Raw genomic sequence first — 7,417 nt, 5'->3', positions numbered from 1 at the left:
CCGCCGCGCCGGTCCCCGGGTGCGCTCACGGGACCGGCCGCTCCCCCCGAAGCGGCTCGACCGGCCGTGCGGCGGATGTGAAGAACGTAGCGAGGGAGCCCGGCCGGATCGAGGGTTCGGCGCGCCGAGTCGATGAGCGGACGACGGTGTGCGACGAACGGAACACGCTCCGCGTTCAGCGTCCCGGTCGACGGGGCGTGATGTAATCGGTTCCGGGAGGAATCGGTGATGGTGGGACGCGTGCGGCCGATCACGCTGGTGGGGACGCCCGTCCTGCATCGGCCGTGCCGGCCCGTCGAGGACTTCGACGCGGCGCTGGCGGAACTGGCCGACGACATGTTCGCCAGCATGTACGAGGCGGACGGTGTCGGCCTGGCCGCGAACCAGATCGGCGTCGACCTGCGCGTCTTCGTCTACGACTGCCCGGACGAGGACGGCGAGCGGCGCAGGGGCGTCGTCGTCAACCCGGTCCTGGAACTGCCGACGCTGGAGAACCGGCGGCTGGACGACGACGAAGAGGGCTGCCTGTCCGTGCCGGGGCCGCACGCCCGGCTGGCACGCCCCGACCATGCGACCGTGCACGGCTTCGACGTCACCGGCGCGGAGATCACGGTCGAGGGGACGGGGTTGCTCGCCCGCTGCCTCCAGCACGAGACCGACCACCTTGAGGGCAAGCTCTACATCGACCGGCTCTCGGCCAGGGCGCGCAAGAAGGTGCTCAAGGAGTTCGAGGCCCTGCGCGCGGAGAGCACCGCCGGCTAGCGCAGAACGGGCTGTAATGCGGGAGAGCTAGCCGTCCCACACCGGGAGGTGGATCGCCGACGGGTGGTCCTTGTCGCGGAGGATCTCGAAGCGGGTGCGACGGGACGCGACGGCCCGCCCGGCGGGTTCGCCGGTGCCGTGGTTGCGGGCGAACCTCGGGAACGCGCCGCCCGCCAGCATGACGCGCAGCCGGTGGCCGCGCAGGAACCGGTACGCGGTCGGATGCATCTCGATCTCGGCCCGCACGAGCCCTTCACGTCTGATGCGCAGAATGCCGTCGGTGACGTTGCGGGAGACGCCGTCGCGGTCGACGTCGCAGAGGCGGATGAACAGGTCGCCGTGGCCCGTGCTCGTCCGGACGTGGATCGTCGCCGAGACCGGCCCGATCAGGTCGAGGTCCGCGTCCAGGGGCGCGCCGGTCAGGACAACCACGTCGCCGCGGCGTTCGATCGGTGTGTTGTCCCGCTGCCTGCCCTTGCCGGGCGAGAGGAGCGGTCCGCCTACGTTCGGTGTCGGGTCGAGTGGGTCGTAGGTGAACGTGGCCGGGTCTGCGTCGGGCGGACCGTCCCAGAGCAGGCTTCGGCCGAGGTAGAGCGGCGTCGGCTTGGTTTCGGGCGGGGGCCACTGGTCGAAGTCCATCCAGCGGTCTGCCTTCTGCAGGTGGGGCCTTACCGGCGCCTGACGCAGTTGGGCCTTGTCGCCGTTCAGGTCGGCGTTCAGCCAGGACACCTGGTCGGAGACCATCGCGCGGAGGGCTTTCGTGTCGTGTCCCCATGGGCCGATGGTGATGCGCACCTGGCGTCCGGCGGCGTGGAGGGCGGCGAAGTCGCGCAACTGGCCGCGCAGGAACAGGTCCCACCAGCCCGTCACCATCGTGGTCGGCGTGGTGGTGCCGGGGACGGCGGCGCTGTGGTCGGTGTCGTCCCAGAAGCCGTCGCCTGGCTCGGCGTGGGCGGTGACCTCGCGGAGGAACGTTTCGGGACGTCCGATGGCCGCCGTGTCCGCCTCGCCTAGCGGGAGGTGACGCATCGCCTGCCGGACACGCCTGTTGTGGAGCGGGCGCCTCCTCTCGCCCTGCGTGCCCATCAGCGATGACCAGACGAGCGTGTTGTGGAGGGCGAGCGCCCCACCGGGATAGAAGGAGCTCACGAATTCGGACGCGGTGATGCCGAGCCCCATCGCTTCCAGAGGAGGGTCCGCGTAGGGTGCGAGCGCCCATTCGGTGAAGCCGAGGTAACTCGCACCCACCATGGCGACCTTGCCGTCACACCACGGCTGGTCACGGAGCCATGTGAGCGTCGCGAGACCGTCGTCCTTCTCGTTGTGGAAGGCGTGGAACTCGCCGCCGGAGCCGAGGACTCCGCGCACGTTCTGGATGACGACCTGGAAGCCCCGCCTGGCGAGGACCCCGGCGAACAGCCGCATGATGGGCTGCCGCTTGCCGTAGGGGGTGCGGATCAGTACGGCGGGCATCGGCCCCGCACCGCGGGGACGGTACAGGTCGGCGATGAGCGCGACCCCGTCCGGCATGGGCACACGGAGGTCGCGTCTTATCCCGATGTCCGGTGAGGGCACCTCGGGTAGGCCGAAGAGGCGGTCCACGAGTCGGTCGGCGAGTCGCCCCATCAGGTCGGCCATGTGCCCCCCAGTCCGGTCACGAGGTTACGAGACGCTCGTATTCGTACAGGACGCCGGCGAACTCCCCCGTCGGCAACTCGCAGGCGTGGCCGGGCAGCCACAGGTGCTCCAACCGGACGGTCTGCACATCGACCCGCAGATGGCAGGCGTTCCCCGTGTGCTCCCAGCCTGGACGTGCGGCACGGACGACCTCCAGATGGTGCCGGTGGCTCTGCACATCGTGAAGTAGGAAGGCCGTGAGAACATGACGCGGCCCGTACACCACCTGGGAGAACGTGCTCGCGCTGGACGCCGCGGCCTCCAGATCGACCCCCGAGTCGGCCAGCTCTGGGAAGAACACCCGCACATGCCGGACGACGCCCTCGATCTCGATCGGATGGCAGGGCAGCCGCAGGACGGAATCCGGGTCGATGTAGCCGTGCACCGGTACACCGGCGACGACACCGCACCATGCACCTGGGACGCCGTTGAGGAAACGGGCCTGGGTCAAGGTGCTGCCCAGCTCCGCCATGAGGCGCTCTGGGTCGATCCCGCGCGGCATGAACGTTTTGGTGCCGCCGCGTAGGCGCGTCCCGCTCTCGTCCAGCACGGCGAGGTCGGCCCAGCAGGCACCCGAGCCGGTCTCCAGGACGCCGTGCGGGAGGCAGCCGTCCGGGTGCGGGGTGAGCCCGGCGATGTCCTCCAGCATGGCGCGCGGCGCCTGGATCAGTCCCCAGCCCTGCGTCCGGTTCGAGACCGAGCCGAGGGCGAGCGAGCTCGCGACCGGTTCGCCGTTGCGCGGCTCGCCGAGCACGCGCTCCAGGCTGCGGCGGCTCCGCAGGGCGCCGACCTGCTGGAGGTACTCCTCCAGGCACTGCCGCAGGACGGCCGGGTCCAGGTCGCAGGACGCCCATCCGCCGACGTCCCGCACGTGGACGGTCGTGCCGTCGAAGTCGAGGCGGTGGTAGCGGTAGACCTCCTCCCAGGGCCCGGACGGCCCGCCGCCGCCCAGCCGCCCCTGGGTGCGGGCGATCGCGGAGACGTCCTCGCCCAGGTCGTTGATGAGAAAGTCGCGGAGCGGGGCGTGCAGTGGATCGGTCTCCACCGCCACCCGCCCGCCATCGCTGCGGAACCGCACCGGAAGCGACATCGCCATTCGCGTGATTATGCCGATAAGCGAAGATCATCACTGGTATGGCGGAATGTTCGTTCCGGTCACTCCGGCGTGTCGGCCATGTACGGGGGCGCCGGCTCGTACTGGATGTAGCGGCGCACCGCCCGTGCGTGGTCGCGTCCGTGGAGGCGTCCGACCAGCCAGAGCGCCATGTCGATACCGGCGGACACCCCTTGGCTGGTGATGAGGTTGCCGTCCACGACGTAGCGCGCGTCGCGGACGACGGTCACGTCACCGCGAGCCTCCAGGTCGTCCTCCGATGACCAATGGGTCGCGACCCTTCGCCCCCTGGCCGGGCCTGCGGCGTGGAGCAGGATCGAGCCGGTGCACACGCTCGTCACCCAGTCGGCCTGTTCGGCCGTCTTCGCTATCCAGCCGGTGACGGACGGATTGTGCTGCTGGGTCTCTCTTGCGCCACGTCCACCCGGGACTAGGAGGACGTCCAGCTTCGGATGGTCGTCCAAGGTGTGGTCTGGCACGACCCTCAGGCCCTTGGCGCAGCGCACCGGCCCCGGCTGCTCGGCGACCAGGAAAGCCTTGTCGTCTTCGTCGCGCAGCATGGCCGACGCCGTGAACACCTCCCAGGGGCCCACGAAGTCGAGTTCCTCCGCGGCCTCGAACACCAGCAGCCCGTACGTGGTCATGCGTACTCCCTCGTTCCTCGGAATCGATCCCTGTAGTCGGACGGCGCGACGCCGATGTGCCGGTGGAACGCCCTGCGCAAGGTCTCGCCCGTCCCGAACCCCAGGCGCCGGGCCAGCGTCTCCACCGGCTCGTCGCCCTCCGCCAGTGCCCGCCGCGCCGCCTCGATGCGGATGCGCTCGACGTAGGCGGCGGGCGGCACGCCCAGTTCGGCGGTGAACCGCCGCTGCAGGTGCCGCGCGCTGAGCCCGGACCGCTCGGCCAGGTCGGCGATGGTGTGCCGGGCGCCCGGATCGGCCTGGACGGACGACACCGCCGCCCGGATCGGGTCGCTCGCGGGCTGCGCCGACCACAGCGGGACGCTGAACTGCGACTGGCTGCCCGGCCGCCGCAGGAACATCACCAGTTCCCGCGCCACCGCGTGCGCCGTGTCGCGGCCGTGGTCGTCCTCCACCAGGGCGAGCGCCAGGTCCATGCCGGCCGTGACGCCGGCGGACGTCCACACGCGCCCGTCCCGGATGAAGATCGGGTCGCAGTCGACGTCCAGCCGCGGATACTCCGTCCTGAGCTGCGCCTCGCGCGCCCAGTGCGTGGTGACGCGGCGGCCGTCGAGCACCCCCGCCTCGGCGAGCAGCAGCGCCCCGCTGCACACGGACGCGACCCGCCGCGCGGTCGTCGCGACCTCGGCGATCCAGCCGACCAGCGCCGGGTCCCGCCGCGCCCGGTCGACCCCCTCTCCGCCTGCGACGACGAGCGTGTCGATGCCCTGCGGGGCGACGTCGCGCGTGCCGAAGCCCGCGTGCACCGGCAGCCCGCCGGACGACCGCACGAGGCCCGCCTCGGGCCCGATGACGAGGCATTCGTACCGGCCTGTGTGCTGGAAGACCTCGTGGGGGCCGGTCAGGTCGAGGACCTGGAACCCGTCGAATATCACGAACGCGACGCGCATGACTCCAGGCTGGAGCCGTGCCCGTCATGGCGTCAACGACACGTACCCCACGGATCACGCCACCTTCTCGCACACGGTGTCGCTCGCCCGGCTCTCCCCCTGCTGCACGGGGATGCCGCCGGACGTCCGGATCCGCGTGAAGTCCGGGCCGATGACCAGTTCGACGACACCGGCCGGCGCCTTCGCGCGCGGCGCGACCCGCGCGCCCGGCAGGAGCCCGGCCAGCGCCCGCGCCTGCGCGTCGGCGCCCGTCCCGAACCGGACGTGGGTGGCCCGCGTCCGGGAGGGGAGGTTGCCGACGCCGACGACCTGCCAGCCGCCGTCCTCGAGCTGCGCCGCGACCTGCGCCGCGCGCCCCTCCACGCCGGACGCGTTGTACACGTGCACCTTCCCCGGCGGCACGGCCGGCGCCTTCTGCTGCGCGGGCACGACGACGTCCTTGCGGATCGCGTCGAAGAACTCGTCGGCCGCCGGACGGGTCAGGGCCACCCGGTTCGGGTCCGGGGCGTAGGCGCCCGACGGCACCGTGACGAAGCGGAGCTTGCCGGCGTTCAGGTCGCGCATGCCCTGGGCGATCTTCAGCATCTCCGCGACGGTCAGCGCCTTGTCCGTGGTCAGCGACTCGGCCACCGCGTTGAGCAGCTCGTTCAGGCGTCCGGGATCGGTGAGGACGCCCTTGCCCATCGCCTCCTTGGCCAGCGCGCCGAAGAAGTGCTGCTGCCGCTTGATGCGCGCGGTGTCGCTCTTGTCCCCGAACCCCTTGCGGCTGCGGACGTACGCCAGAGCCTGCTCGCCCTTCAACCTGTGGCTGCCCTTGGTGAGGTTGAGGCCGGAGTCCTTGTCGTGGACATCGCCCCTCACGCACACGGGGACGCCGCCGACCGCGGTGGCGATCCGCTTGAAGCCCACGAAATCCACCTGCACGAAGTGGTCGATGTGGATTTTCGTGACCCGCTCGATGGTCTTGACCGTGCACGCGGGGCCGGCGTGGGCGATCGCCTGGTTCAGCATGGCGACGCTGGTGCCGGGCACCTTCGTGCCGTCCCTGCGCGTGCACTCCGGTATCGGCACCATGAGGTCGCGCGGGAAGCTCACGGCCAGCGCCTGCCCTCCACCCGGCGACAGGTGCAGCAGCACCATCGTGTCGGACGCGGGCGGCTTGTTCCGCAGACCCTTCCCGTACTGCGCGTTGGCGCCCTCCCGCGTGTCGGACCCGATCACCAGGATGTTCCGGGCGCTGTTCAGCTTCTTCGGCCGGTTCCCGCCGATCAGCTTGTCCACGTCCTCGTGCTGGACCGCGTTCTGCAGCTTCCAGTAGTACCCGTACGCGGACAGGCTGCCCGTCACCATCACCGCCGCCGCGGCGACGGCGATCCAAGCCAGCACCTTCATGAAGCCTCCCGGCGATGTATCTCCACTTCCCGCCGTCCGGGTTCACGATCGGATGGAATTAATGGGTTGACACCGCCGGGTGATCTATGGCTAACTCTTACGCATGGAGCTTTGATTCTCTCTGGTCGAGCCGCCCCCGACACCGTCGCCGACATTGGCTTCCACGCCGTCTTGGACGCTTTCGCGGGCCCGCTCCCATCCTCCTCACGGGCGCACTTCTCTTCACTCGCAGGCCACTTGACCTGCGACACGGTCGCGCGCCCGCCTTTTCTCCTCATCGGCCCTCGCACGGCCGATTTCAAGCCCCGCCCGGAGGTGTTGCTTTCATGCGTGCAATTCACAATCCCGACTCCGCCCCCTTCGCCAATTCCAAGAAGAAGGGGAAGCGAAAGAACTCCGACGCCAGGTCGGCCAATCTCGCGAACCAGCGCCGCAACGCCCGGCGGCTGCCTGCCCGGCAGCTCAACCGGGGTCGCTGACCGGCGCGTCCCGGCCCCGCCCGCGCTCCCCCGCGGGCGGGGCCGGGAACTCCGCCCACACCACCGTCCGCGGCCCGTCCGCCCGGAACCCCCAGCGCGCCGCGAGCGCCTCCACGATCCGCATGCCGCGCCCCGTCTCCGCCCCCAGTTCGGCCTTGACATGCGGCCGGCCGCCGGCCGCGCCGTCGTCGGCGACCTCCAGCCGGTAGACGCCGTCGCCCTCCATGAGGACGACCGTCACCCGTCCGCCGGCCAGCCCCGACGCCGTGTGCGTGACCGCGTTGGCGACCGTCTCGCTCACCACCGTCACGAGGTCGTCCACGGCGGGCAGGCCGGCCGCCAGGTCCCGGACGAACCCCCGCGCGACCCCGACCGACCGCCGCACCCCGGGCAGCGTGACCT

General features: G+C 71.0%; 7 protein-coding genes. 1 reads left to right on the top strand and 6 read right to left on the bottom strand.

The window, feature by feature from the left end; all coding sequences use genetic code 11:
- Positions 1–228: 228 nt before the first annotated feature.
- Positions 229–762: a peptide deformylase gene (gene def / locus E1284_RS36730; protein ID WP_131944753.1), complete on the top strand. Its 534-nt coding sequence runs from the start codon at positions 229–231 to the stop codon at positions 760–762.
- Positions 763–789: 27 nt separating this feature from the next.
- Here the strand turns inward: def and E1284_RS36725 are convergent, their stop codons facing one another.
- The 6 genes from E1284_RS36725 to E1284_RS36700 all read right to left on the bottom strand — a co-directional run.
- Positions 790–2,400 (bottom strand): CocE/NonD family hydrolase, encoded by a 1,611-nt coding sequence (locus E1284_RS36725; RefSeq protein ID WP_207924163.1) that lies wholly within the window; start codon positions 2,398–2,400, stop codon positions 790–792.
- 16 nt (positions 2,401–2,416) lie between these two features.
- On the bottom strand, positions 2,417–3,535 hold the full coding sequence (locus E1284_RS36720; RefSeq protein ID WP_131944752.1) for a hypothetical protein: 1,119 nt from the start codon (positions 3,533–3,535) through the stop codon (positions 2,417–2,419).
- 59 nt (positions 3,536–3,594) lie between these two features.
- Positions 3,595–4,197 (bottom strand): DJ-1/PfpI family protein, encoded by a 603-nt coding sequence (locus E1284_RS36715; protein WP_131944751.1) that lies wholly within the window; start codon positions 4,195–4,197, stop codon positions 3,595–3,597.
- Positions 4,194–5,144, bottom strand: coding sequence for a GlxA family transcriptional regulator (locus tag E1284_RS36710; protein WP_131944750.1), 951 nt, complete (start codon positions 5,142–5,144; stop codon positions 4,194–4,196). The genes E1284_RS36715 and E1284_RS36710 overlap by 4 nt, the downstream gene beginning before the upstream one ends.
- Before the next feature lie 54 nt (positions 5,145–5,198).
- Positions 5,199–6,536, bottom strand: coding sequence for an LCP family protein (locus tag E1284_RS36705; protein ID WP_131944749.1), 1,338 nt, complete (start codon positions 6,534–6,536; stop codon positions 5,199–5,201).
- Positions 6,537–6,998: 462 nt separating this feature from the next.
- Positions 6,999–7,417: ATP-binding protein (locus E1284_RS36700; RefSeq protein ID WP_131944748.1), on the bottom strand; the 419-nt coding region annotated here is incomplete at its 5' end.

The organism is Actinomadura bangladeshensis, from assembly GCF_004348335.1.
Taxonomy (GTDB): Bacteria; Actinomycetota; Actinomycetes; order Streptosporangiales; family Streptosporangiaceae; genus Spirillospora; species Spirillospora bangladeshensis.
The sequence above is the reverse complement of the archived record's forward strand: the minus strand, read 5'-3'. Positions and strand labels throughout refer to the sequence as shown.

Coding starts and splice junctions, on each gene's coding strand:
- E1284_RS36720 (WP_131944752.1), bottom strand. CDS start 3,535: ATGGCGATGTCGCTTCCGGTGCGGTTCCGCAGCGATGGCGGGCGGGTG.
- def (WP_131944753.1), top strand. CDS start 229: ATGGTGGGACGCGTGCGGCCGATCACGCTGGTGGGGACGCCCGTCCTG.
- E1284_RS36710 (WP_131944750.1), bottom strand. CDS start 5,144: ATGCGCGTCGCGTTCGTGATATTCGACGGGTTCCAGGTCCTCGACCTG.
- E1284_RS36705 (WP_131944749.1), bottom strand. CDS start 6,536: ATGAAGGTGCTGGCTTGGATCGCCGTCGCCGCGGCGGCGGTGATGGTG.
- E1284_RS36725 (WP_207924163.1), bottom strand. CDS start 2,400: ATGGCCGACCTGATGGGGCGACTCGCCGACCGACTCGTGGACCGCCTC.
- E1284_RS36715 (WP_131944751.1), bottom strand. CDS start 4,197: ATGACCACGTACGGGCTGCTGGTGTTCGAGGCCGCGGAGGAACTCGAC.